General features: G+C 41.2%; 24 protein-coding genes. All 24 read left to right on the top strand.

Annotated elements, in window-relative coordinates; genetic code table 11:
* Positions 1-24 precede the first annotated feature (24 nt).
* Positions 25-2,031: an NAD-dependent DNA ligase LigA gene (ligA, locus tag I6758_RS08360; protein ID WP_196604758.1), complete on the top strand. Its 2,007-nt coding sequence runs from the start codon at positions 25-27 to the stop codon at positions 2,029-2,031.
* A gap of 177 nt (positions 2,032-2,208) precedes the next feature.
* Positions 2,209-2,496, top strand: a complete 288-nt coding sequence (gatC, locus tag I6758_RS08355; protein WP_196604757.1) for an Asp-tRNA(Asn)/Glu-tRNA(Gln) amidotransferase subunit GatC — start codon at positions 2,209-2,211, stop codon at positions 2,494-2,496.
* 51 nt (positions 2,497-2,547) lie between these two features.
* Positions 2,548-4,011 carry an Asp-tRNA(Asn)/Glu-tRNA(Gln) amidotransferase subunit GatA gene (gene gatA / locus I6758_RS08350; RefSeq protein ID WP_196604756.1) on the top strand — a complete coding sequence of 488 codons (1,464 nt, stop codon included), beginning with the start codon at positions 2,548-2,550 and terminating at the stop codon, positions 4,009-4,011.
* Positions 4,011-5,450: an Asp-tRNA(Asn)/Glu-tRNA(Gln) amidotransferase subunit GatB gene (gatB, locus tag I6758_RS08345; RefSeq protein ID WP_196604755.1), complete on the top strand. Its 1,440-nt coding sequence runs from the start codon at positions 4,011-4,013 to the stop codon at positions 5,448-5,450. The genes gatA and gatB overlap by 1 nt, the downstream gene beginning before the upstream one ends.
* A gap of 269 nt (positions 5,451-5,719) precedes the next feature.
* Entirely contained in the window at positions 5,720-6,820 is a 1,101-nt protein-coding gene (dprA, locus tag I6758_RS08340) for a DNA-processing protein DprA (protein WP_196604754.1), read from the top strand.
* Positions 6,817-9,045, top strand: coding sequence for a type I DNA topoisomerase (gene topA, locus I6758_RS08335; protein ID WP_196604753.1), 2,229 nt, complete (start codon positions 6,817-6,819; stop codon positions 9,043-9,045). The genes dprA and topA overlap by 4 nt, the downstream gene beginning before the upstream one ends.
* A 33-nt stretch (positions 9,046-9,078) precedes the next feature.
* On the top strand, positions 9,079-10,398 hold the full coding sequence (gene trmFO, locus I6758_RS08330; protein WP_196604752.1) for a methylenetetrahydrofolate--tRNA-(uracil(54)-C(5))-methyltransferase (FADH(2)-oxidizing) TrmFO: 1,320 nt from the start codon (positions 9,079-9,081) through the stop codon (positions 10,396-10,398).
* A 79-nt stretch (positions 10,399-10,477) separates the two neighbouring features.
* The gene (gene hslV, locus I6758_RS08325) at positions 10,478-11,011 is read left to right on the top strand and encodes an ATP-dependent protease subunit HslV (protein ID WP_196604751.1); all 534 of its coding nucleotides are present in this window, start codon (positions 10,478-10,480) and stop codon (positions 11,009-11,011) included.
* Positions 11,012-11,022: 11 nt separating this feature from the next.
* Positions 11,023-12,402: an ATP-dependent protease ATPase subunit HslU gene (gene hslU, locus I6758_RS08320; RefSeq protein WP_196604750.1), complete on the top strand. Its 1,380-nt coding sequence runs from the start codon at positions 11,023-11,025 to the stop codon at positions 12,400-12,402.
* A gap of 243 nt (positions 12,403-12,645) precedes the next feature.
* The gene (codY, locus tag I6758_RS08315) at positions 12,646-13,422 is read left to right on the top strand and encodes a GTP-sensing pleiotropic transcriptional regulator CodY (protein ID WP_196604749.1); all 777 of its coding nucleotides are present in this window, start codon (positions 12,646-12,648) and stop codon (positions 13,420-13,422) included.
* A gap of 381 nt (positions 13,423-13,803) precedes the next feature.
* A complete protein-coding gene (gene flgB / locus I6758_RS08310) occupies positions 13,804-14,226 on the top strand; it encodes a flagellar basal body rod protein FlgB (protein ID WP_196604748.1) in 423 nt (140 codons plus the stop codon).
* 16 nt (positions 14,227-14,242) lie between these two features.
* Positions 14,243-14,689, top strand: a complete 447-nt coding sequence (gene flgC / locus I6758_RS08305) for a flagellar basal body rod protein FlgC (protein WP_196604747.1) — start codon at positions 14,243-14,245, stop codon at positions 14,687-14,689.
* A gap of 12 nt (positions 14,690-14,701) precedes the next feature.
* Positions 14,702-15,013, top strand: coding sequence for a flagellar hook-basal body complex protein FliE (fliE, locus tag I6758_RS08300; RefSeq protein WP_196604746.1), 312 nt, complete (start codon positions 14,702-14,704; stop codon positions 15,011-15,013).
* Positions 15,014-15,163: 150 nt separating this feature from the next.
* Complete coding sequence (fliF, locus tag I6758_RS08295; RefSeq protein WP_196604745.1) at positions 15,164-16,750, top strand: flagellar basal-body MS-ring/collar protein FliF; 1,587 nt, start codon at positions 15,164-15,166, stop codon at positions 16,748-16,750.
* Between the two features lie 22 nt (positions 16,751-16,772).
* Positions 16,773-17,789, top strand: coding sequence for a flagellar motor switch protein FliG (gene fliG, locus I6758_RS08290; protein ID WP_196604744.1), 1,017 nt, complete (start codon positions 16,773-16,775; stop codon positions 17,787-17,789).
* Positions 17,782-18,669: a FliH/SctL family protein gene (locus tag I6758_RS08285; RefSeq protein WP_196604743.1), complete on the top strand. Its 888-nt coding sequence runs from the start codon at positions 17,782-17,784 to the stop codon at positions 18,667-18,669. The genes fliG and I6758_RS08285 overlap by 8 nt, the downstream gene beginning before the upstream one ends.
* Entirely contained in the window at positions 18,650-19,972 is a 1,323-nt protein-coding gene (gene fliI / locus I6758_RS08280; protein WP_196604742.1) for a flagellar protein export ATPase FliI, read from the top strand. The genes I6758_RS08285 and fliI overlap by 20 nt, the downstream gene beginning before the upstream one ends.
* Before the next feature lie 49 nt (positions 19,973-20,021).
* Positions 20,022-20,480, top strand: a complete 459-nt coding sequence (gene fliJ / locus I6758_RS08275) for a flagellar export protein FliJ (RefSeq protein ID WP_196604741.1) — start codon at positions 20,022-20,024, stop codon at positions 20,478-20,480.
* A 7-nt stretch (positions 20,481-20,487) separates the two neighbouring features.
* Positions 20,488-21,135, top strand: a complete 648-nt coding sequence (locus tag I6758_RS08270; protein WP_231038599.1) for a lytic transglycosylase domain-containing protein — start codon at positions 20,488-20,490, stop codon at positions 21,133-21,135.
* Between the two features lie 96 nt (positions 21,136-21,231).
* A complete protein-coding gene (locus tag I6758_RS08265) occupies positions 21,232-21,918 on the top strand; it encodes a MotE family protein (RefSeq protein WP_196604740.1) in 687 nt (228 codons plus the stop codon).
* A 59-nt stretch (positions 21,919-21,977) separates the two neighbouring features.
* On the top strand, positions 21,978-23,567 hold the full coding sequence (locus tag I6758_RS08260; protein ID WP_196604738.1) for a flagellar hook-length control protein FliK: 1,590 nt from the start codon (positions 21,978-21,980) through the stop codon (positions 23,565-23,567).
* 12 nt (positions 23,568-23,579) lie between these two features.
* On the top strand, positions 23,580-24,086 hold the full coding sequence (locus I6758_RS08255) for a flagellar hook assembly protein FlgD (RefSeq protein ID WP_196604737.1): 507 nt from the start codon (positions 23,580-23,582) through the stop codon (positions 24,084-24,086).
* A gap of 29 nt (positions 24,087-24,115) precedes the next feature.
* On the top strand, positions 24,116-24,502 hold the full coding sequence (locus I6758_RS08250; RefSeq protein ID WP_196604736.1) for a TIGR02530 family flagellar biosynthesis protein: 387 nt from the start codon (positions 24,116-24,118) through the stop codon (positions 24,500-24,502).
* A gap of 73 nt (positions 24,503-24,575) precedes the next feature.
* On the top strand, positions 24,576-24,797 hold a 222-nt coding region (locus I6758_RS08245; RefSeq protein ID WP_196604739.1), incomplete at its 3' end, for a flagellar hook-basal body complex protein.

Below are 24,797 nucleotides of genomic sequence, written 5' to 3'. Positions count from 1 at the left end.
TTCATATGAGGCAGGGAGAATAAATTGGCTGAGAATATAAAAAAAAGGCTGAATGAGCTTCGCGGGGAGATACTTCACCATAATGATTTGTATTATGATGATGACTCCCCGGAAATAACCGATTATCAATATGATCAGCTTATGCTGGAATTAAAAAGAATTGAAAAGGAAAATCCTCAATTGATAACTGCCGACTCTCCAACGCAGCGAGTAGGCGGGATTGCAAAAAGAACAGCAGGCATACTTGTCAGGCATGATGTCCCTATGCTCAGTCTGCAGGACGTATTTTCCAAAGAAGAAGTGGATGAATTTGTCAGCTCTGTGCTTTCGAATATGCCGGACTGCGAATTTGTAGTAGAAGAAAAAATAGATGGCTTGTCGCTTTCTCTGCGTTATTATAATGGAATATTAAAAACAGCAGTGACACGCGGTGACGGCATAGTGGAGGGCGAAGATGTAACAGCCAATGCGCTTAATCTGCATGGAGTAAAAAAAGTACTGATGGATAAACTTCCATATCTTGAAGTGCGCGGTGAAGTATATATGCCGCGTGAGGCTTTTGAAAAGGTAAATAGCGAACAAGCTGCAAATGATAAAAAACTTTTTGCTAATCCACGCAATTGTGCTGCCGGTACATTGCGGCAGCTCGACAGCAGTGTTATCAAAAAAAGAGGACTTTCTCTTTTTGCCTTCAATTTGCAGAAAGCAAAGGGCAGGATATTTGTAAAACACGATGAGACCTTACAATATTTTAAAGATCAGGGAATACCTGTCATTCATGATTATGTGCTTTGCAAGACAAAAGAAGACGTATGGAAGGCAATAGAAAACATTGCGGCAAGACGGGGACATCTGCCTTATGATATTGACGGGGCAGTTGTAAAAGTAAATACTCTTGCCCAAAGGGAGCAGCTTGGGTCCACTTCCAAGGTGCCGCGATGGGCTGTAGCTTATAAATATCCTCCCGAGGAAAAAGATACAAAACTCCTGAACATAAATCTGTCGGTGGGCCGGACGGGCAGGATCACACCGACGGCAGTTTTTGAACCGGTAAGACTGTGCGGCACGACTGTGGAAAGAGCGACGCTGCATAATCAGGATTTTATAGATACGCTGGATATAAGAATCGGCGACATTGTCAGAGTCTACAAATCAGGTGAGATCATTCCTAAAATAAGATGTGTTTTGAAAGAGCGAAGAACCGCAGATTTGAAACCTTTTATAATAGGCAACGAATGTCCTGTATGCGGAGCACCTGCCGTGCGTGACGAAAATACAGCTGATGTAAGATGTACCAACAGCAGCTGTCCGGCACAGCTTGAAGGCCGGCTGGTGAATTTTGTCGGACGGAATGCTATGGATATAAAAGGTTTTGGTGAAAAATATATAAAAAAACTTATCGATGATAAATATCTGGGAGATATCGCCGATATTTATTATTTGCATAAATATCGTGAGGAATTGATAGAAAAAGGGCTGATCGGCAAAGAAAAAAACACTGATAAATTACTGGAAAAAATTGAGGAATCTAAGAAAAATGCTCCCTGGAGGCTGCTGTCGGGACTTGGCATTCAAAATATAGGCAAAGCTGCGGCCAAATCGCTGACGATACATTTTCAGACTATAGATGCTCTGGCTGGTGCAGAACAGGAAGATATTGAGCAGGTAGCTGATATGGGAGGAATAAGCGCAAAAATGATTTTTGAGTTTTTTCGCAGCGGGGAAAATGCTGCAGTATTGGAAAAACTAAAAAAAGCCGGCGTAAATATGGCAGAAAAGGCAACTGCCGATAAAGAAAGCAACAATTTAAATGGCAGGACCTTTGTGCTGACGGGCACCTTACCCATGTGGAGCAGGACGGAAGCTGCAGCAGCTATTGAAAATGCAGGCGGCAGGATATCATCTTCTGTTTCGCCTAAGACAGATTATGTAGTTGCGGGAGAAAATGCCGGCGGTAAGCTTGTTAAAGCACAGAAATTGGCAATAAAAATATTGTCTGAAGATGAATTGAAAATATTGCTTGCACAATAAATGGAGACTTAACCGCTCTTTACTCACTGCTTGCAGAAGCGGGAGTATCAGAGCGGGTAGTCATCGGATAAAATAGCATTTGCATGCATAAGCGCAACAGGAACGTATTTATACAGCGAATGGTTATGTGCTATAATTGACATTATCTGCGAAATAAATGTAGGATGGTGGAGTATAATGAAGGTTTCAGGAAAAGATGTAGAAAATGTAGCAGGATTATCACGCCTTAGAATAACCGAGGATAAAATGGATAAATATCTTATAGAATTCAATGATTTTTTGGAGTATGTTGACATGCTGCAAAAAGTGGATACGGAAAATGTAGAACCGACGGCACATGTACTGCCGCTGCAAAATGTTTTTCGTGAAGACGAAATAAAACCATCATTAGACAGGGATATGGCACTGTCCAATGCACCGGAAAAAGAGAATGGTTATTTCAAAGTGCCACGTATTATCGAGTGAATTTTAAGTCAGGCTTGAGGTATTATAAGCGATTATATGAGGAGGATTTAAGTGGAATTATATAAAAAATCGGCACATGATCTGCATGATCTGCTTGAAAAAAAGGAAGTAACTGCGGTTGAACTTGCAGATGCATTTTTGGAGCGTATTGACAGTATAGATAGTAAATTGCACGCATATATTACAAAAACAGCAGATACAGCTATGGAGGCGGCCAAAAAAGCTGATAAGAAAATAGCAGCGGAGGGTAAAATTCCTTTTTTAACAGGTATTCCTGGGGCCGTTAAGGATAATATCTGCACTCTGGGGATAAGAACAACATGTGCATCAAAAATGCTGGACAATTTTGTGCCGCCTTATAATGCTGCAGTAATGGACAAAATACAAAAAGAAAATGCCGTCATATTAGGAAAGACCAACATGGATGAATTTGCCATGGGTGGATCTACGGAAAACTCGGCATTTTTCCCTACACATAATCCTCATAACGCGGAGTATGTTCCCGGCGGATCAAGCGGAGGGTCGGCAGCCGCTGTGGCAGGGGGTTTAGCAGCGTGGGCACTTGGTTCCGATACGGGCGGATCTATCCGCCAGCCGGCTTCTTTCTGCGGTATAGTCGGACTGAAACCGACTTATGGAAGGGTATCACGTTATGGTTTAGTTGCGTATGCATCATCTCTTGACCAGATAGGACCGTTGACAAAAGATGTCACAGACTGCGCAAATATTTTAAATGTGATAACAGGATACGATGAAAAAGATTCTACTTCCGTTAAGGCATCATCCCCGGATTACACAAAATCATTGATACAGGATGTAAAGGGACTAAGGATAGGGATTCCGGCCGAATACTTTGTCGATGGTATGGATAAGGAAGTTGCGGAAAGTATTCATATGGCTATTAATGATTTTAAAGCTATGGGAGCTGAAATAATAGATATTTCACTACCTCATACAAAATATGCTGTTGCGGCGTATTATCTCCTTGCTCCTGCCGAAGCCACGACCAATCTTTCCAGATATGACGGAGTCAGCTATGGGGAACGTGTTAATGGAGATGACATAGTTTCCATGATGACAAATACACGCACGGAAAAATTCGGCAGCGAAGTGAAACGGCGCATTATGATGGGCAACTATGCACTCAGTGCTGGTTATTACGATGCATATTATTTAAAGGCTCTAAAAATACGTACATTGGTAAAAGAGGATTATGATAGGGCTTTTGAAAAAGTGGATGTTATTCTCACACCTACAGCTCCTACTACAGCTTTTAAAATCGGTTCGATGATCAATGATCCTCTGCAGATGTATCTACAGGATGCATGTACAGTTCCTTTGAATCTGGCAGGGCTGCCCGGCATATCTCTGCCATGCGGTGTGAGCAGCAGCGGACTGCCTATAGGGATGCAGATTATCGGCAAACCGCTTGATGAAGAAGGAATAATCAAGGCTGCGTATACCTATGAGCAAAGCAAGGGTTTCTATAAAAATATTGCGGAGGTGACTGAATAATGGAATATGAAGCGGTAATTGGGCTGGAAATACACAGCGAACTGAAAACTAAAACTAAAATTTTCTGCGGTTGCGAAACAAGTTTTGGCGCCGAACAGAATACGCATGTCTGCCCGGTCTGCCTCGGACTGCCCGGAGTGCTGCCGGTAGTTAACAAAAGAGTCGTGGAATTTGCTATTAAGGCAGGTATTGCTCTTAACTGTACCATTAATAAATTCAGTAAATTCGACAGAAAAAATTACTATTATCCTGATTTACCGAAAAATTTTCAGACCTCGCAATTTGATTTGCCCATAGCCGAACATGGATATGTTGATATCAATGTGGACGGAAGAACAAAACGCATTCGTGTAACGCGCATCCATATGGAAGAAGATGCGGGCAAGCTTGTTCATTCAGGAAATACGATAAAAGATTCGGCAAGCTCAAATGTCGATTACAACCGTACAGGCGTACCTTTGATCGAAATTGTATCGGAACCGGATATGCGTACTCCGGAGGAAGCACGCGTCTACATGGAAAAAGTTAAATCAATATTAGAATACATAGATGTTTCAAACTGTAAAATGGAAGAGGGAAATCTGCGGGCTGACGTCAATGTTTCTCTGCGTCCTGAAGGTACAGAAAAATTGGGAACAAAAGCAGAAATGAAAAACATCAATTCTTTTAAAATGGCTGAAAATGCACTCGAATATGAAATAGATCGGCAGCGGGAAATCTTAGAGGACGGCGGACATATTGTACAGGAAACCAGAACCTGGGATGACAATAAGGGCATGACACTTTCCATGAGAACAAAGGAACAGGCGCAGGATTATCGTTACATGCCGGAACCTGATCTTGTGCCGATTATTACTACGGATGAACAAATAGAAGTGTTAAAGCAATCTTTACCAATGCTGCCGGATGCCCGAAAAACGAAATTAATGGAAGAGCATGGACTTTCGGCATATGATGCAGGCATCATAACCAATTCAAGAGCGATGGCTGAATATTTTGATGACATTATATGCGATGGTGCCGATGTTAAGCTGGCGGCCAATTGGCTGATGGGTGATCTTTCAAAACAGCTCCATGCGGAAAACAAGGATATTCAAAATTCTCCTGTATCAGCAAAATATCTTGGGAAAATGATAAAACTGGTAGAAAAAGGGGTAATATCTTCTAAAATAGCCAAAGAAGTTTTCGGTGAAATGTGGAAAACAGGGGCTGAACCGGAAGCTATAGTCAAAGAAAAAGGACTTGTTCAAATAACAGATACAGCAGCTATCGAAAAAATAGTAGATACTGTTATAGCCGATAATCCGAAACCTGTTGCCGATTATAAGGGCGGTAATGTTAAATCAATCGGCTTTTTAGTAGGGCAGGTGATGAAAGCCAGCAAAGGTAAAGCAAATCCTGGAACAGTAAATACACTGTTAAAGACAAAACTAGTCTAATGATCATGAATTTATTATCAGGTGAAATGAATTAATTATATATTGAAGCAAACCAGTGGAAATATTCTCTTTAAAGGGGAAGCTTTTTGCTGGTTTTTCTTTTGTATAAAGGATTTTTTGCTGCATGGTGGTCAATTTATTGTTGACGGACAGAAAAAACTTAATTATAATCATAAGAAGTTTATGTGATAGTTGAACTGCCTTGATTTTAGTATACATGATATATTTATTATGACTCTGGTATATTTTTATTTTACAGGTGGACTTGAATGGAAAAATATTTTTTAGCAGCGTTGCAAATGGTTTCAGGTATAGGCAATGCCAGTCTGAAACGAATTGTTGACTATTTTGGCAGTGCTGTTAATGCATGGAATGCTTCAGACAATGATATAGAGGCAAGCAAAACTCTAGCCGAACCGCTGTGCAAAAAATTATTCAGACATCGGAAGTCTTTCGATGTAGATACAGCCGCGGCCAATTGGGAGTCAAAGAATATAAAGCTTTTGACAGCTGCTGAATCGGAGTACCCAGAATTATTAAAAAATATATATAATCCGCCTGCAGTACTTTTTTGCAGAGGATGCCTGCATAATGAAAAAAAACATTTGGCTGTTGTCGGGTCACGAAAATTTTCTGTGTACGGCAAAAGTCTTGCGGAAACATTTGCTGCTGATTTAGCTGGTGAAGATTTTATAATAGTAAGCGGTGCCGCACATGGAATTGATACTTTTGCCCATCGCGGCGCACTGAGCAAGGGTAAAACAGTTGCTGTACTGGGATGTGGCATAGATGTAGCCTATCCCAGAGAAAATAAAAAGATATTAGATGAAATTGCTGAAAAAGGTGCGGTGATTTCTGAGTATGCACCGGGCACACAGCCTCTTGCAGCTTTTTTTCCGGCACGAAACAGAATAATAAGCGGGATATCTTTGGGTACTGTTGTCGTTGAAGCGGCAAAACGCAGCGGTTCTTTGATAACAGCTGAAATGGCAATCAGCGAAGGCCGGGATGTTTTTGCTGTTCCGGGCAGTGTTTATTCTGAACAGAGTGAAGGATGCAATCATTTGATTCAGCAAGGTGCAAAACTTGTTGTCTGCGCCGGGGATATTATAGAAGAATATGGCATCAGCAGGGAAAAAGCGGTCTTGGTAAAAAGATCGGAGAGCGTATTGCCCATGTCGCTGGAAGAAAAAAAAGTATATGATATTTTAGCATATGAGCAGGCTCTCGGTGTCGATGAAATAATATATAAATTGCGTACAGATGTTTCCAATATAAGTTTCATTTTATTGCAGATGAAATTAAAAAAAATAGTTGAAGAAACGCTGCCGGGGATGTACGTACGCTCTGCTAAGGGGAGAATTCATTGAACAAAAAGGTAGAAGAATCAAAAAAAATATTAAAAACTAAAACAAGAAAAAAAAAGACTGCGTTAAAAAAAACTTTAGTAATAGTGGAATCACCAGCTAAGGCTAAAACTATAGAAAAATATCTTGGCAATAGAAAATACGAGGTGCTGGCTTCTATGGGACATTTGAGAGATCTGCCCAAAAGCCAGTTTGGCATTGATACTGAAAATAATTTTACACCTAAGTATATAAATATACGCGGCAAGGGAGATTTGATAAAATCTCTGAAAAAAGAAGCTAAGAATGCGGATAAAATTTATTTGGCATCTGACCCTGATCGCGAGGGTGAGGCAATCTCATGGCATTTGGCATATCTGTTGGGAGTAAGTGAAACGGAAAAATGCCGCATTGTTTTTAATGAAATAACTAAGCCGGCTATTAATGAGGCAATAAAAACTCCGCGAACGGTGAATATTGATTTGGTAGATGCACAACAGGCAAGGCGTATGTTGGACCGGATAGTCGGGTACAAACTCAGTCCGCTGCTCTGGCGTAAGATAAAAAAAGGATTGAGTGCAGGCCGTGTTCAATCGGTAGCTGTTAAAATAATATGCGACAGGGAAAAGGAAATACGTGCTTTTATACCGGAAGAGTATTGGACGGTAGAGTTAAAATTCAAACTCGATGACAAAAAGGCTGTGCTTAATGCGGAACTCTCTTTGATTGATGATAAGAAAATAAATATAACCTCTGAGCAGGATGCAAAAAAAATTGAAAAAGAGCTGCGAAAACAAACTTTTAATATTGCCGATGTCAAAAAAAGTGAAAGGCGCAGGAAGGCACCTGCACCTTTTACTACGAGTTCATTGCAGCAGGATTCAGCAAGAAAGCTGGGATTTACTTCAAGACGGACAATGATGATAGCTCAGCAGTTATATGAAGGCATAAATATAGGGAAAAAGGGACCTACCGGTTTAATAACCTACATGCGTACAGATTCTACCCGTATTTCTGAGCTGGCGCAGAAAGATGCCAGAGTATATATAACGGATAATTTTGGCGATAAATACCTTCCTGCAAAACCTCCTATTTATGCGGCAAAAAAAGATGCCCAGGATGCACATGAAGCTGTACGCCCCACAGATTGTTCACTTACTCCGTCACTGCTGGAAGAATTTTTATCAAAAGAACAGCTGAAATTGTATCGTCTTGTTTGGCAGAGATTTTTGGCCAGTCAAATGACACCGGCACTTTATGATACTATGAGTATACTCATAAAAGCTGGTATTTATACAGCTAAGGCAGTAGGTTCTGTTTTGAAATTTGCTGGTTTTACCGCTGTTTATGATGAAAATGATAAAAAGAAAGAAAAAGATGTAATACTTCCGGATGTTTCTGTCGGCAGTCCGGTACATTTGCAAAAAATTCTGCCGGAACAGCATTTTACCGAACCGCCTGCCCGTTACAATGATGCTTCAATAGTGAAAACTCTCGAAGAAAAAGGTATTGGCCGGCCAAGTACATATGCCCCCATCATTGAAACTATTCTGGCACGCGGCTATGTGGTTAGGCGTGAGAAAAAATTTGAGCCTACAGAGCTTGGGTTTATTGTGCTGGACATGCTGGAGGAATATTTCAGAGACATCGTTGATGCAAAATTTACGGCTGATCTTGAGGGAAGGCTGGACAAAGTTGCGGAAGGTACTATGGATAAAAATAAACTGCTTGAAGAATTTTACGGTCCCTTTGAAAAAACTATGGAAAAAGCCGATGCAGAAATAGGACATGTAGATATCCCCGAAGAAGTATCAGATGTAAGATGTGAAAAATGCGGACGACTTATGGTTATCAAGCAGGGACGCTTCAGTAAGTTTTTGGCATGCCCGGGATTCCCGGAGTGCCGTAATACTAAACCAATATTAAAGGATACGGGAGCAAAGTGTCCAAAATGCAATGGACGGGTGGTTGAGCGAAAAACAAAGAGGGGACGGATTTTTTATGGTTGCGAAAATTACCCTGACTGCGATTTTGTCAGCTGGGATATGCCCGCTGCTGATAAAATCTGCGAAAAATGCGGAGCCAATATGTTCCAGCATCGGTACAAAAATGGTAAGGTCCTTTTTTATTGCGGCAATGAAAATTGTGAAACAAGGAAAGACCATCCGATAAATGCTGAGTTGAAAGAAATCAAGACGAAGTCAACTGTCAGTAAATCAACTGCAGTAAAAGCGACTGCCCGGACTTAAACTACAAATGGACGAACGGAGAAAATGATTGCTATGCAGCAGAAAAAAGTTATTGTTATTGGAGCAGGTCTTGCAGGAAGCGAAACTGCATGGCAGCTTGCCAAAAAAAATATAAATGTGATGCTTTATGAAATGCGCCCGAAAAAATCTTCGGCTGCCCATAAGACAGATGAATTTGCAGAACTTGTCTGCAGCAATTCCTTACGTGCTGCCGGCATCGAAAATGCTGTGGGTATTCTCAAAGAAGAGATGCGTGATATGAAATCACTCATAATGGAAGCGGCAGACAATAATACTGTTCCGGCAGGAGGCGCGCTTGCGGTTGATCGTCACGGTTTTTCACGTTATATCACTGAAAAGCTGAGGAACAATAAAAATGTGCATATTGTCAACGAGGAAGTAAAAGACATACCTATGTCGGAGGACACTGTAGTAGTTATTGCTTCAGGTCCGCTTACCGCAGGCCTGCTGGCAGCTGACATTGAAAAATTAGCCGGCTCTGATTATTTCTATTTTTATGATGCTGCTGCGCCCTTGGTGATCAAGGATTCTGTAAATATGGACAGAGCATACCGGGCGTCACGTTATGGCAAGGGCACGGCTGATTACATAAATTGTCCTATGAATAAAGAGGAATATGAATTATTCTGGCATGAGTTGGTGAACGCCGAGAAAACGCAGACAAAAGATTTTGAAAAGGAAATATTTTTTGAAGGTTGTATGCCTGTGGAGGTTATGGCATCACGTGGTGAGGATACTCTTTTATTTGGTCCGCTTAAGCCTGTGGGTCTGGAGATCCCTGAAAGCGGGGAGCGTCCCTACGCCGTCGTACAACTTCGGCAGGATAATGCAGCGGATAGCTTGTACAACATAGTTGGCTTTCAGACACATTTGAAGTGGCCGGAACAAAAAAGGGTATTCTCTTTGATCCCTGGCTTGGAAAAAGCAGAATTTGCCAGATTGGGTGTTATGCATCGCAATACTTTTATAAATTCACCTGAAATCTTATATCCTACCCTGCAATTAAAAAAGAATAGTAATATTCTTTTTGCCGGACAAATTACAGGCGTGGAGGGTTACGTGGAATCCGCGTCATCAGGACTTGTAGCGGGCATAAACGCAGCACGTCTTGCTATTGGCGAAGAGCCGGTCTGTTTTCCCGATGTAACGGCACACGGCGCATTGTGCCGCTATATTACTGCTGCTCCGGCAAAGCACTTTCAACCCATGAATATAAATTTTGGATTACTGCCGCCCCTTTTTGAAAGAATACGTGATAAGAAAATAAAGAAACAAAAATTGGCAGAAAGAGCATTAGAAAAAATAAAAAAATTCAAACAAGATATTGAATGATTTTATATTAATGATATAATAGTACCTTAGCCGCAAATAATAATTGGCGTTTATGGTTTTTCTTTTGGGAGGGAAACAGATGTTTAGAGCGACAACAATAGTGGCGGTAAAAAAGAATGGAACTACTGCTATTGCGGGTGACGGACAGGTCACCTTTGGACAAAATACAATAATGAAGGGGAATGCCCGCAAGGTGCGGCGTATTTACCATGATAAAGTTTTGGCGGGATTTGCCGGTTCAGTAGCGGATGCGTTTACATTATTTGAAAAATTCGAAACAAAATTAGAAGAATTTAATGGCAGTCTTACGAGGGCTGCCGTAGAATTGGCTAAAGAATGGCGGACTGACAGGGTTTTGCGAAAATTGGAAGCATTACTTTTAGTGGCAGATGCGAACACGATGCTGCTTTTATCGGGCAACGGCGAAGTTATTGAACCTGACGGAGATGTGGCAGCCATCGGTTCCGGCGGGTTTTACGCTTTGGCGGCGGCTAGGGCCATGTCAGGACATACAGAAATGCCGGCTGCAGATATTGCAAGGGAATCTTTATCAATAGCAGCGGATATATGCGTTTATACTAACCATAATATAATAGTGGAAGAATTGAAGTAGGAGGATTTACTTTGAACGAACAAACGCCACGCCAGATAGTAGATGAGCTTGATAAATATATAGTTGGCCAAAATAAGGCTAAACGTGCTGTCGCGGTTGCTTTGCGCAATAGATGGCGCGCACACCGTCTGCCGGAAGCGATGAAGGATGAGGTCATACCTAAAAATATTTTGATGATAGGCGCTACCGGTGTAGGCAAAACAGAAATAGCACGCAGACTTGCCAAATTGGTTAAGGCTCCTTTTATAAAAATTGAAGCCACCAAGTTTACCGAAGTCGGTTATGTGGGCAGAGATGTGGAATCAATGGTGCGTGATCTGGCTGAAATTTCAGTCCGTATGGTCAAGCAGGAAAAAATGGCTGCTGTTATTGATAAAGCTAAAAAATTGGCGGAAGAGCGTATCCTGGATGTGCTTGTGCCTCAGCAAAAATCGACGTCGGTTAACCCAATAGGTGCAATATTTTCGTCAAATAATGCAGATAATGAAAAAGAAGACCCAAAACCTAAATATGAGGCCGGCAGGGAATTCTGCCGCAAACGTCTGCTGGCTGGTGCTTTGGAAAAGCAAATGATTGAAATAGATACAGAAGACAGCAGTACTCCCATGATAGGCATGCTGGCCGGAGCCGGGATGGAGGATATGACAAATAATATCCAGGATATGCTGGGCAGCATATTGCCTAAAAAACGTAAAAAGCGTAAGGTAGCTATTGAAACGGCGAGAAAGATTTTTGAGCAGGAAGAGGCTCAAAAGTTGATAGATATGGAAGAAGTGGCCAAGGAAGGAATAGAGAATGCAGAAAATGCCGGTATAATTTTTCTGGATGAAATAGATAAGATTGCCGTTAAGGGCGGTACTTCCGGGCCGGATGTCTCGCGTGAGGGCGTTCAGAGAGATATACTGCCTATCGTCGAAGGTTCTACAGTAGTTACAAAGTATGGTCCATTAAAAACCGAACATGTGCTTTTCATAGCCGCAGGGGCATTTCATATAGCTAAACCTTCTGATCTGATACCAGAATTACAGGGACGGTTTCCGATACGAGTTGAACTGACGTCATTGACTCATGATGATTTTAGAAGGATATTGACAGAACCGGCAAATGCTTTGCTGAAACAATATACAGCATTATTGAATACTGAAGGAGTATCCATAAGCTTCACCGATGATGCGATAGATCGTCTGGCGCAAATTGCCTGTGAGGTAAATGCACAAACAGAAAATATAGGAGCACGGCGTCTTCATACGATTATGGAAAAAGTGTTGGAAGATCTTTCTTTTGAAGCACCTGAGCTTAATAAAAAAAATGTTGTTATAGATCCTGCCTATATAGACGAAAAACTGGGAGAAATAATAGCCAACAGGGATTTAAGCAGATTTATTCTGTGAGTTGGCAGGGTTTGTCTTGATGGAGCTTGCACTGCCTGTACTTTTCTGCAAAAACAATATGCAGAGGTACAGAATGCATGCTCCTTATTTGCCTCCTGACATAAAAAAAGCATTAACTACGGTGGGATCAGGAATTAGGTTGAAAAATATATTAATTTATAAAATTGCAAAAAAACTGTATTTTTTTATACATATATGTTACAATAGGAAAGTAATACAGTTACAAAAGAAAGGGATTTAACAATGACAACATTATTAGAAAAAACAAGAAAGATCAACAGACTGTTGCAGAAATCTGACAGTGTGGAATATGACGGCATTTCATGTGTGCTCAGCAACGTGCTTGATGCAAATGTCTATATCGTATCCACAACTGGAAAAATATACGGTTACGCGTTTATAGATGATTTTGAATGCGATATTATGCTTGATAAAGTGGTAAGCCAGGGACAGTTCCCAAAACATTATGTTAATTGGCTGTTGAAAATGGATGAAACGTCTGCCAATATAAAATCAAAGACAGGCATGTGTGCTTTTACTGATAAAACAAAGTGTCTTTTCAACGGTAAAAATACTACTATTGTTCCTATTTATGGGATCGGTGAACGCAAGGGAACATTGATAATCGCAAAATTTGATGAAGAGTTCACAGATGACGATCTTCTCCTTGCCGAATATGGGGCTACAGTTGTCGGGATGGAAATACTTCGTGATCATACTGAAAAACTGGAAGACGATATGCGCAAACAGGCTACCGTAAAGATTGCACTGTCTACATTGTCATTTTCTGAACAGGAAGCTGCCGTTAATATACTTGGAGAACTCAACGGTATAGAAGGACTTTTGGTTGCGTCTAAAATAGCGGACAGAGTGGGTATCACAAGATCTGTTATCGTTAATGCACTGAGAAAATTTGAATCGGCAGGTCTTATTGAATCAAAATCTTTGGGAATGAAGGGGACCTATATAAGAGTTCTCAACGAACATTTGCTTGATGAAGTTCAAAAATTAAAAAGATGATGCTTCAAGACACTTTTTACATTAAAAACATATATATTGCAAAAGGTCTAGGGACAGGCTGCAGAGCCTTATCCTTAGACTTATTTTATTTTGCTGTATTATAAAAGATATCATATGCAGTTAAAACAATATTTGTCCGCAAAAGGAAATAGTTTCTGGCAGCAGATCCTTTTTATTATTTCTAACTTTTTGTTCCCGTTAATAAAAAAATAACACTTAATAAGAAAAAATAAAAGGATATTTTTTTTATATATAGAAAATATATTATCAGCATATTAATGAGAGTTTGTTAAATAGGAGGAATTTAAAAGATTTAAAAGGATCTTGAATCTTTCGGATTCCTTTTCTTTGTTTGATAAATAATAAAGAAGGAGTAATGTGATGCTTGGCAATGTTGTGAACACACCGGTTTTTGGTGTATTAGAAATGGCTATGCAGGCTGCGAACATGAGACAGCAGGTGATCAGCAATAATATTGCTAATGTTAATACACCAAATTTTAAAAGAAACGAATTGGCTTTTGAAAGCCTTTTGGCAAAAGCGTTATATCCAGAAGATGATGACGAAACACTGCAATTGGCGAAAACCAATGAAAAACATTTTCCTAATGATAATACAGGAGAAGAGTCTGTGCAGCCTGTTCTCAGAACAGATAATAGCACTACTATGAGGGCTGACGGAAATAATGTAGACCCTGATATTGAGATGTCGGCTTTGGCTAAAAATACGCTTTATTATAATGCATTGGTCAGAGAGATGAATGTAAATATTACAAAACTGAGCAATGTCATAAAAGGGCAATAATTAGGGGGTATATAGTTTGGGAATGTTTGATTCTATTGATACTTCAGCATCCGGTATGACTGCCGAAAGACTGAGGATGGATGTCATCAGCAATAATATAGCCAACGTTAATACTACCAGAACTGCTCAGGGAAACGCATACCGACGGAAATATGTGGTTTTTGAACCACGGACGGATACGGAACAATCCGCATCTTTTTTTGCGGCCTTTTCTAACGAACTGCAAAAGCCGGGGAACGGTGTGCGAGCTGTCAGCATACAGGATGATGACAGTCCTTTTAAGCTGAAGTATGATCCGGGAAACCCGGACGCTAATCAGCAGGGGTATGTACAGATGCCTAATGTAAATATTGTTGCAGAGATGACGGATATGATCACTGCTTCACGTGCCTACGAAGCTAACGTTACGGCTGTTAATTCTGCTAAAAGTATGGCTATGAAAACATTGGATATCGGAAAGTAGCGGGGTAATAATATGAATATCGGTACGTTGCAAATGACACCGGTGAAACTTTTGGGACAAATAGGTGATGCCGGCAGCAAGGTTGTTGATGAGACAAAAACAGCGAAATCGTTTGGTCAGTTTTTGACCGATGCATTAAAGGAGACCAATGCTCTGCAAAAAAATTCTGAGCAAATGGATATGGCTTTGGCTGCAGGCAAAGTAGACGATATATCAAAGGTCGTAGTGGCCTCTGAAAAAGCTCAGATTGCTTTGAATCTCACAATGAGTTTGCGCAATAAAGCGGTTGATGCATATCAGGAAATAATGCGCATGCAGGTTTGATTTGCTGAATATTATGATAGATTGTCTCAAAAACACGCAGAAAATCACTTCTGCACCGCAACATAATTGTCTGTCGGTGCAAGTTATTTTAACAACTTGCAGGCCGACAAATTAAAAAAGAATACAATCATAGGTGAAGGGATTGAGATAATGGCAGGCTGGAAGGAACGGTATCTGCAGTTTTGGCAAAAGATGGATAAGAGACAGAAATATGCTTTGGCCGGAGTTGGTGCGCTCTTAATCTTTGCCATAATAGGTGTCAGCTATTTATATGGCAGCAAGCCTGAAATGCAGCCTTTATTTACTAACATGGAAACAAAGGATGCCGGAGAGGTCGCTGCTAAACTTAAAGAATCCAAGGTCGATTATTCAATACAGGAGAATAAGGAAGGAACAACTATACTTGTTCCTGCGAAGGATGTTCACAAACTGCGTTTGGATTTGGCAGCACAGGGATTACCACGCGGCACAAAAGGCTTTGAAATTTTTGATGACAGTAAATTGGGAGTAACCGATTTTCAGAATAAAGTTAATTATCTGCAGGCCCTGCAGGGCGAACTGACTAGAACTATAGAACAAATAGATGCCGTTGAAAGTGCTCGAGTACATATAGTGTTGCCGGAAGACAGCCTCTATAAAAAAAATGAAAAACCGGCTACAGCATCAATATTATTAAAGCTGAAACCTGATAAAGAATTGAACAGCAAGGAAATTAAGGGCATTGTTAATTTGACGGCACATAGTGTACAGGGATTACAGGCGGAAAACGTCACCATTATTGATAACGAAGGAAAAATTTTAAACGATCCTGACAGTCAGCAGGATGACAATAAAAATACTCTTGGCAATATTACTCTTACCCAAATAAAGATGACACAGAAAGTACGCCAGCAAATGCAGGCAGAAGTACAGACTCTTCTTGATAATGCCTTGGGTGAAGGAAATGCTTTTGTACGTTTAAATGTAGCACTGGATTTTGATCAAAAACAAACAGACAGGCAGACTTTTTCTCCTGTAGTTGATGATGCAGGGATCTTGCGCAGTACACAGGAGAGCCAGGAAGCTTATAATGGAACTTCAGTTACACCGGGCGGACCCGCCGGCATAACTGCTAATACACCGGGGTATGTTGCCGCCAATAATACAAATGCACAGTATTCAAAACAGCAGTCGACCAGAAATTACGAGATAAATGAAGAAAATCAAAAAACAATCGCTTCACCCGGTTCTATAAAACGATTGAATATTGCGGTATTGGTCAGCGACAGACTCACTGCCCAGCAGCAGGATTCCATATCAAGGGCGGTAGCGTCTGCTGTAGGAGTGGATACTGACAGGGGTGATACTGTTTCTGTGGAACCTGTGCCGTTTAGTACGGAAGCCTCGGACAGAAGGGCAAGGGAAGAACAAGACGCCCGCGATGCTGCTAACAGGACACTTTATCTTGAAATAGCGGCAGTCCTTTTACCACTATTGCTTTTGGCAGCAGCATACTATCTGTACAGACGGAAAAAACGGCTTGAAGAGGAGGCCGCTCAGGAAGAAATGCAGCGTCAGGCAGAGTTGGAACAGCAGCGTTTAGCAATGCAGCAATCAGAAACATCAGAAACTGCACCAGAAGAAATGTCAGAGGAAGAGCAGGCACATTTGACTGAAAGACAGACTTTGGAAAAAATGATAGATGATGAGCCGGAGCAAGTGGCAGAATTAGTGAAAACATGGCTGGCTGAAGAGTAAAATACAATAGTAGGTGAAATAGATGTATGAATCCAGCACAAGCGAATTAAGCGGTCAGCAGAAGGCAGCTATTTTGCTGATATCATTGGGGCCGGAGTATTCGGCCAAATTATTCAAGCACCTTGATGATGAAGAAATCGAAAAACTGACATTGGAGATAGCCAGTCAGCAACAGGTTACTCAGGAACAGAAACAGACGGTAATAGGTGAGTTCTACCAGCTCATAATGGCAAAATCATATATTTCTCATGGCGGCCTTGATTATGCACAGAAAGTTTTGGAAAAAGCTCTCGGGTCCGATAAGGCTGCCACTATCATCAACAGGCTTACTGCAAGCCTGCAGGTTCGTCCGTTTGATTTTTTGCGGAAAACGGATCCATCACAGCTGCTTAATTTCATCCAGAACGAACATCCGCAGACTATAGCAATGATTTTGGCGTATTTAAATCCTGAACAGTCAGCCAGCGTTCTTGCGGCGCTGCCTGCTGAAAGTCAGGCAGACGTTGCGAGAAGAGTTGCCGTAATGGATCGCACCTCACCCGATGTACTGCGTGAAGTAGAACGTGTCCTGGAAAAGAAACTTTCTACTATGTCTTCTCAAGACTTTACGGATGCCGGTGGAATACAGGTCGTCGTGGAAATGCTCAATCGTGTCGATCGCGGCACGGAACGGTCTATACTTGATAATCTGGAAATTGAAAATCCTGAACTCACAGAAGAAATCAAACGGCTTATGTTTGTTTTTGAAGATCTTGTCATGCTTGACGACAGATCTTTGCAGTTAGTGCTGCGTGAAGTCGAATCTAAGGATCTGTCGCTTGCTATGAAGGGAACGTCTGATGATGTAGCAGCGAAAATATATAAAAATATGTCTAAACGTGCTGCTGCAGCTTTAAAAGAAGAACTTGAATACATGGGACCTGTCCGTATTCGTGATGTGGAAGAATCCCAGCAGAAAGTAGTTAACATAATCAGAAAACTGGAAGAAAAAGGAGATATAGTTGTGTCACGTGGAAAGGGCGATGAAATGATTGTATAAAGTTATTAAATCTGCTGTTTTTGATAATGAACCGCATGTAGTAAAAGCACCTGAGCCGTTGTTTATTATCAATTCCTCTCCTGATGCCACATCTGCCGATAAAAATAACGAGTTAAGGGAAGATTATCGATACGAGCTTGATGAAGCAAAACGAAAAAAAAGTTCTATTGAAGAGAATATAAAAAAACTGGAAAGTGAATTGAACGATAAGCAGCTGAAAATGGAGGCGCTGCGTGAAAAAGCTGATTTAATAGTGAAAGAAGCTCAAGACGGCAAGACAAAAATTCTTCGTGAGGCTGAAAAAATTTCCGCTGAAAAGATCAAAGAAGCAAATGACAAAGTCATTGAAATAACACAAAACGCAAAAAATGCAGGGCATGATCAGGGATATAAGGAAGGCCTGGAACAATCTCGTTCAGAGCAGGAAAACCTGATCAAAACGGCTAATGAAAAAGCTGTCAGAATAATAGATGAAGCGGAAAAACAAGTGGATGCCTGCTATAAAGATGCTGAAAAAGATATGACTGATATCGTAATGGCAGTGTCTCTAAAGATTATTTCACAGCAGTTTGCCGATATGCCGCAATTGGTGTTGCCCGTTGTACAGGAGGCCTTAAAAAAAGTTAAAAATCAAACTTCTGTCGAGGTAAGAGTTTCACCAAACACGTATGAATTTGCATTGGCTGCCAGACCAGAACTGCAGTCTATTCTTGAGGGAAATGCCAGACTTACGATACAGTCTGATGAAAGTCTGACAGATGGAGACTGCTGGGTTGAAACACCTGATGGAAGTATAGATGCAAAACTTTTGTCTCAATTAAGCGAAATCCAAAAAATGCTGAAGGAAGTCGTTGGTAAATATGAGGCTAATGGTAGATAAATTCAGGGAAATTATTCAAAACTGCGATCCTATGAAAATGTCGGGAAAGGTAGTCCAGGTAATAGGACTGGTAATCGAATCAATAGGGCCAAATGTAAGTTTAGGAGAACTTTGTTATGTCTGTTCAAAGTTTTCCGGCATTAAGCCTGTTCCCGCGGAAGTCGTTGGCTTTCGCAGCGGACATATTCTTCTAATGCCTATAGGAGAAATGCAGGGGATCGGTCCCGGCTGTGAAGTTATAGCTGCCCAGAAAACATTAAAGGCAAGAGTAGGAAAAGAGCTCTTGGGCCGTATCCTTGACGGGCTGGGTAACCCTATAGATAATAAAGCAGCGCTGCCGCTTGTTATGGAAGAATACCCCTTACAGGCATCACCGCCTTCTCCTCTTTCACGACCCAGAATCCATGACTCTCTTTATGTCGGCGTGCGAGCCATCGATGGCCTGATAACGATCGGGTCAGGTCAGCGAATAGGAATAATGGCGGGAAGCGGCGTGGGCAAGTCTACTCTTTTAAGTATGATAGCAAGAAACACGGAGGCAGACATAAATATAATTGCCCTCATTGGCGAACGCGGCAGAGAGGTAAGAGAATTTATTGAACGTGATCTTGGCGAAGAAGGATTAAAAAAATCTGTTGTCGTTGTTGCTACATCAGATCAACCTGCACTTGTTCGTATAAAGGGTGCTATGACAGCAACAGCCATTGCTGAATATTTTCGCAATCAAGGGAAAAAAGTCGTTTTGATGATGGATTCAGTCACTCGCTTTGCCATGGCCCAGCGTGAAGTGGGGCTGACTATCGGTGAGCCCCCGGCAACAAGAGGTTATACACCGTCTGTATTCGCCCTTTTACCGCGCTTGCTCGAAAGAGCGGGCACCAGTGAGAAGGGGAGTATAACCGGTATATATACTGTGCTTGTAGATGGTGATGACATGAACGAACCTGTTGCCGATGCCGTACGCAGTATACTGGACGGACATATAGTATTGTCCAGAAAAATCGCAGCGCAGAATCATTTTCCTGCAATTGATATTCTTTCCAGTGTAAGTCGAGTAATGATCGATATTGCTGATCAAAGGCACTTTAAAGCGGGTCAGCTTTTACGTTCTTATCTTGCAAATTATAATGAGGCAGCCGATCTTATAAGAATAGGTGCCTATGTGAATGGTTCAGATCCCAACATAGATATGGCTATAGAAAAAATAGAGGCAATAAACAAATTTTTATGTCAAGACGTTTTTGAGACTACAAGCTATAAAGACACGGTGAACGATTTGCTCACGATAGTGGGTAAGGCGTAATTGTATTTAAGGTTTACTGTTGACGTGCTGTGAAAAATGAGGAAGATAGTTGAAAAAATTTATATTCAAACTCGAAGCTTTTTTAAAAATATCAGTTATCGAAAGAGAAAAAGCGGAAATATCCATGGCTGCAGCTGTACAGAATCTGCAAAAACAGGAAAAATTTCTTATTTCACTGAAACTTGAAATGGATTCGAACTTAAAGGAATATGAAGAATTTTTGGCTGAAAAAAAAGTAAATGTCAGTATGATGCAAATGTATGGTAACTTTTTCTCTTGGAAAAGAGGACAGATAAATTTGCAGAAAACCTCAGTGCGAAATGCTGTTTCTAAAAAGGAACAGTGTCTGCAAGTGCTTTTGGCAGCACAGAAAAAGGTTAAAAGCTTGGAACAGCTTCGTGAAAAAAGATTTGATGAATATCGTTATGAAGTCTTTGCTCAGGAACAAAAGCAGATAGATGAAATCGGTCTGCAGATGCATATGCGCAGGATTGGAATGGAGGAATAATAATCTTATGCAGATAAATACTGTCCCCGTCATGAAACAGAACGATCTTCTGACAGATATAAATAATGTGCAGAAGCGTATTAAAGAAATAGAAGGTCAATTTAGTATAAAGAACTTTTCTCCTGAAAAAATGACGTTTGATCAGACACTTACTAAGCAAATGAAGAACGTAAAACCGGACAGCGGCAGTGGTATCGGTCAACAGACAGCAGATATGATACAGTCTGCCGGTCAAAATAACAGCCAGACTCCTTCTGCTGCAGCCGTACATAATGTTCCGCCACAGCAGATTGAAGAGATGATCCAAAAAGCGGCCGTAAAATATGGAGTAGATGCGAAACTCCTCTCAGCAGTGGCGGAAACCGAATCAAACTATAATGCTGAGGCTGTTTCATCTGCCGGCGCGGTCGGCGTTATGCAATTGATGCCTAATACTGCATCAGAACTGGGTGTAACAAATCCCTATGATGCTCAGCAAAATATTGAAGGCGGCGCTAAGTATTTAAAGGAATTGCTGAATGATTTTGGCGGCAACGTACGTGAAGCTGTTGCAGCATATAACGCAGGACCTCAAGCGGTGAAGAAATATCAGGGAGTACCGCCGTATGCTGAAACGCAGAATTATGTGAGCCACGTTTTAGATCTTTATCAATAAAGGCGGACATTTATTCTTTCATGGATGTAGATGCAGAAGCAAACCGGCTTTTACATATTTTAAAAGTATATAATTTTCAACAAGGTGGGTAGCTTGATGGCAAAATCTACTGCAGGCACAGTCAACAAACAGACAGTAAAAAATCAGCGCGCTGATCAGAAAAACGCGCAAGAAAATACAAAACCTAAAAAAGCTTTGTGGAAAAAAATTTTAATAGTGATTTTGATTGTTCTGCTATTGTTTGGTGGATTTTTTTTGGGTATATATTTACGGATATTGGATACTAATAAATTAAACACATCACTGCATCTTTATGATTGGCCCGTAATAGGACAAAATTTTGTAAAACCTGATGAGGAAGCTGCACAGACTGAAAAAACACAAGTAGATGTCGGGTCAAAAGGGGGCAGCAGCGCAGCTAATGCCGCACAGGCTGAAAATCCTGCAGCTGCACAATCAAAACCGGTCAGTTTAACAAAAAAGCAGCTTGATGAACAAAAAAAGACCAGAGAAGCTGAGGTAAATAAACGAGTGGGAAAACTGTCACGCATATATGCACAGATGGATCCTCAAAAGGCCGCAGCAATTTTAGCTCCTCTTGATGATAACGTTGTGGGTTCTATCCTGCAGAAGATGGATGATGCCCGTTCGGCTAAAGTAATGGAAAACTTTGATACAACGCGTGCCGCTCAGATTACTCAGCTCCTTTACAACGGTATCACACCGCCTACACTGCCGCAGCTTGATCAGGCGGAAAAAGCAACAACCGTACAGAACCAATAAGATTTGTTTTTCTTTAAGCGCCAGTTGTGTTACAATTGATTTCGAGAGGAGGTGAGAATATGGATAACAATACAATAATAGTTAAGACGGCAGCTCCTTCGTCAGACAGCAGCAGTAAAAACAGAAAAACTACTGTCAGAAAAAACTCATCGAGCAGTTTTTCCGGTGCTTTGGACAATGCAAAAGACACTGCTGATGCTGATGTAAAAAAGGATACACTCAACGATAAAGTATCAGATATCGGCAAGAAAATTGCAGACAAAGAGAATAAGCCTGATGATGCACTTTCACAAAAAAAAGGTGCTAAGTCAGAAAAAGAGAAAACAGCTGATGATAAAACGACTGCTGCGGCAGTGACAACGGCGATTGATGCTATAACAAATGCTGCAGATATAAATGTTCTGGCAGCACTGGTCACAGCACCGCAGACTGAGGCGGCAACAGACAACGGCATCCCCGCAAAGCTGAATACAGCATTAGCTGAATTGACCGGTCTTGTAAAAACGACAGTTTCTGATGATAAAACGGCGAAAACTCAGTTAAATGCAGTAAATAATACTGAAAAGATTCAGTTAAGCACGTTGTCTGACAGTGATGTTGTAAATTCAGCTGAAGGGAAAAGTCCTGAGCAGCCAAAAACGATTTTGAATCAGTTTCTTAATGCTGGAAATAGTATAAAATTGCAAGGTACCGATACTGCAGGTAAAAAAATTACTGCGGATCAAACGAGCAAAACTGCAAATATTATATCGCAGGTACAGACTGCCCAGGGAAGGTCTGCTTTGGGCGCGGAAACATTGGCTTCACCGGCAAAAGAAAATTCTTCAGTGCTGTCGGTCAAAGTTCCTGATCAGGTCAGCACCGAACTGCTGCGGAACACGAAACAGCTTGATGGCAGTACAACAGCTGATCAAGCAGCCGTAAAAAATAAAAATACGGTACAGCTTAATGTTATTGACTTAACGTCTAGGCAGGAAAACGGTAATTCGGGAACGACGTTCAGTGAACAGAGTACACAGCAGGAAAATCTTTTGACGGGAGAGTCAAAATCTGCGGCAGAAAAACAAAATAAGGGTGCTGACACTAATCAATTAAATCATATTTTTTCAGTGGCATCGTTGTCAGATGATACGCTGAAAAGCTCTGCTCAAAGTATGGCATCAGTGTCAGACACAGCGCAGCAAAATAGGCCGCAGGACAATTATAATATTGCAGGTCAGATCATAAAAAATGCCCAGTTGATAAAGGCAAATGAAAACTCACAGATCACGATAAATCTGCAGCCGGAACATTTGGGAGAACTTGCCTTGAAAATCAGCGTAGCGGCAGACGGTGCGGTGAATGCTTCCTTTCACAGTGACAACGCACAGGTGCGCAATCTCATACAGTCGACAGTGGTTCAGCTGCGGCAGGACTTGCAGGATCAGGGAATAAAAGTGGACCATATAAATGTTTACAGCGGTCTAAGTGATATGCTGTCAAACGGACAGCATAATTCAGGACAGTTCAGCAAAGAACAAAAGAAAACTGACTACAGAATTGGGCAATTGGTTGAAGCTGCAGGTCAGATGGAAAATCTCAGTGCAGCAGTATCGTCAAGTGGACAGAACCAAAGTCTTACAAGTGACGGGATTGATTACAGAATATAAGGAGCGATTATTATGGCAACAAGCGCAGTGAACCCCACAACGGGAACGACCTCAACTTCCTCAAATTCTACGACTAAAACCTCAAGCGTGGACACGCTCGCGAATGAAGACACATTTATGCAGCTTTTGGTGGCGCAGATGAAGAATCAGGATCCTTTAAATCCGTTGGATGGAACGCAATATGTTTCGCAGCTTTCACAGCTGACCTCCACCGAACAGATATCAAAAATGGCAACAGCTATGAATACGATGTCGTCTATTGTTGACAATTTGAATACCTCTGTTTTAGTCGGACAGCTCAGCTCTATGATCGGCCAGAATGTTACATGGTCAACAGAAAGCTCTGTTACCGACAGCAAAGGCAATACTACCACTAATAAAGTGCAGCACACCGGTGTCGCACAGGGAGTTACCATCAGTGACGGAACCCCTTCGCTGGTAGTGAAAGAAGGCTCGGGTGTAACGACCGTCAGCGTCAGTGATCTTACCCTTATAGGCAAGACTGGACTGGAAAGCTAAAAAATTTACGGCAAGGGAAGTAGATATGTATGGCAGTTAATTCGCGAATATATTTACAGCCACTTATGCCGGTTGGTAATCAGAATAATGCGTCAGCGCAGGTATCCTCCCAGAAGAAAAACAGCAGCTCAAATTTTGCCGATATATTGAAACAGACAAGTCAGACGGTTGGTTTTTCTCAGCATGCATTGAGCAGGATGGCAGAGCGGAATATAAAATTAAGTGATGCTGATATGGACAAAATGAATGATACTGTGTGTAAGATGGCGCAAAAAGGCTCTAAGGAAGCGCTGATTTATTTAAAAGGAGCAGCTTTTGTTGTCAGTATAACCAACAAAACTGTGATTACCGCTATGGATGGCGTAAGTACAAAAGAAAATATATTTACAAATATTGATAGTGCGGCTATATTATAGGCTGGACCTTCGGGGGGCTTTGACCGCTGAATGACAGAGGCGGACAGCCGCACACAAAGGAGTTTGATTTATTATGATGAGAGCGCTTTATACCGCCGTTTCCGGTTTGAAAAATCATCAGACCAGAATGGATGTAATAGGTAATAATGTGGCCAATGTTAATACGACCGGTTATAAATCAAGCCGTGTAACATTCGCAGATACTTTGAGCCAGACTATATCAGGTTCATCGTCAGCAAATGATAATATTGGCGGGGTCAACGCAAAACAAATCGGCTTGGGAATGTCAGTATCT

The sequence above is a fragment of the Pectinatus haikarae genome (assembly GCF_015732185.1).
GTDB lineage: Bacteria > Bacillota > Negativicutes > Selenomonadales > Selenomonadaceae > Pectinatus > Pectinatus haikarae.
Note: the sequence above shows the minus strand (reverse complement) of the source record. Positions and strands in the feature narration are given on the sequence as shown.